The sequence below is a fragment of the Microcystis sp. M53603_WE2 genome, from assembly GCF_030065435.1.
Window position 1 is genome coordinate 1 of the sequence record NZ_JASJFF010000458.1, and the last position, 1,657, is coordinate 1,657.

General features: G+C 45.9%; 1 protein-coding gene. It reads left to right on the forward strand.

Going from position 1 to position 1,657, the window contains the following annotated elements; all coding sequences use genetic code 11:
- Positions 1–1,286, forward strand: a 1,286-nt coding sequence (gene purF / locus PX481_RS09590) for an amidophosphoribosyltransferase (protein ID WP_288094485.1), incomplete at its 5' end; no start/stop codon positions are given.
- Between the last annotated feature and the right edge of the window lie 371 nt (positions 1,287–1,657).

Consider the following 1,657-nt stretch of genomic DNA (forward strand, 5'->3'; position numbering starts at 1 on the left):
AAACGGTGCATTGTTACAAAGAAATGGGCTTAGTTTCCCAAGTTTTTAACGAAACTGTCCTTAAAACCTTGCCGGGTACTCACGCCGTCGGTCATACTCGTTACTCTACCACTGGTTCTAGCCGTCGCGCCAATGCCCAACCTGCTGTGATCGAAACCCGTTTGGGTAAACTTTCCTTAGCACATAACGGCAATTTAGTCAATACTTTTGAGTTAAGAAATGTATTAGAAAAGCGCAGTTGTGATCTCGTCACCACCACCGACTCGGAAATGATCGCCGTCGCTATCGGCCAGGAAGTGGATAGTGGCAAGGATTGGATAGAAGCGGCGATCGATGCCTTTAGCTATTGTAGCGGGGCTTACAGCCTTGTTATCGGCACACCGACGGGAATTATCGGGGCGCGGGATCCCAATGGTGTCAGACCCTTAGTAATTGGGGTTTTGCAAGAAGAAGGCAATCCCCCCCGTTATGTTTTAGCTTCGGAAACCTGCGGATTAGATATTATCGGGGCCGATTATCTGCGGGATGTGCAGCCGGGGGAATTAGTTTGGATTAGTGAAGATGGCTTATCTTCGGTGGATTGGGCCATGAAACCGGAGAAAAAATTATGCGTTTTCGAGATGATTTATTTTGCCCGTCCCGATAGCATTGTCCACGAGGAATCTTTATATACTTATCGGGTACGTTTGGGGGAACAATTAGCCAAAGAGTCGCCAGTAGAAGCAGATATGGTGATGGGAGTTCCCGATTCGGGTATTCCGGCTGCGATCGGATTTTCGCGCATTTCTGATATTCCCTACGCGGAAGGATTGATTAAAAATCGTTATGTGGGACGGACTTTTATTCAACCAACCCAACACATGAGAGAGTCGGGGATTAAGATGAAATTGAATCCTTTAAAGGATGTTTTACAGGGAAAAAGAGTTATTATTGTTGATGATTCGATCGTGCGGGGAACCACTAGCCGGAAATTAGTTAAAGCTTTACGCGATGCCGGAGCAAGAGAAGTTCACATGAGAATATCTTCTCCTCCGGTGACTCATCCTTGTTTTTATGGCATTGATACGGACAACCAAGAGCAATTAATTGCGGCAACTAAATCGGTGGCGCAAATTCAGGCACAAATCGGGGTGGATAGTTTAGCTTATCTTAGTCACGATGCAATGTTAATAGCAACGAAGGAAGACCCGAAAACCTTCTGTACTGCCTGTTTTAATGGTGATTATCCGATTCCTGTACCCGATAATGTTAAGCGATCGAAGTTGATCTTAGAAAAAGTTAAATAGGGGTTGCTGAATAAATATAAAAACCTTGCTGGGTAAGACTTTTAGACTTTTTATCAATCAAAAAGTACCAGAGATGGGAGTGATCGGGGGGAAAATTCAGGGACTTTTTCCCTGAAAATTAGGTAATTGACCAGGTGAAAATCGGTAAAACCCTACACCCCACACCCCACACCCTGCCCCCACCAACAAACTTTTTCAGCAGACCCTAGGTAATTGACCAGGTGAAAATCGGTAAAACCCTACACCCCACACCCCACACCCCACACCCTGTCCCCACCAACAAACTTTTTCAGCAGACCCTAGGTAATTGACCAGGTGAAAATCGGTAAAACCCTACACCCCACACCCCACACCCCACACCCTGTCCCCAC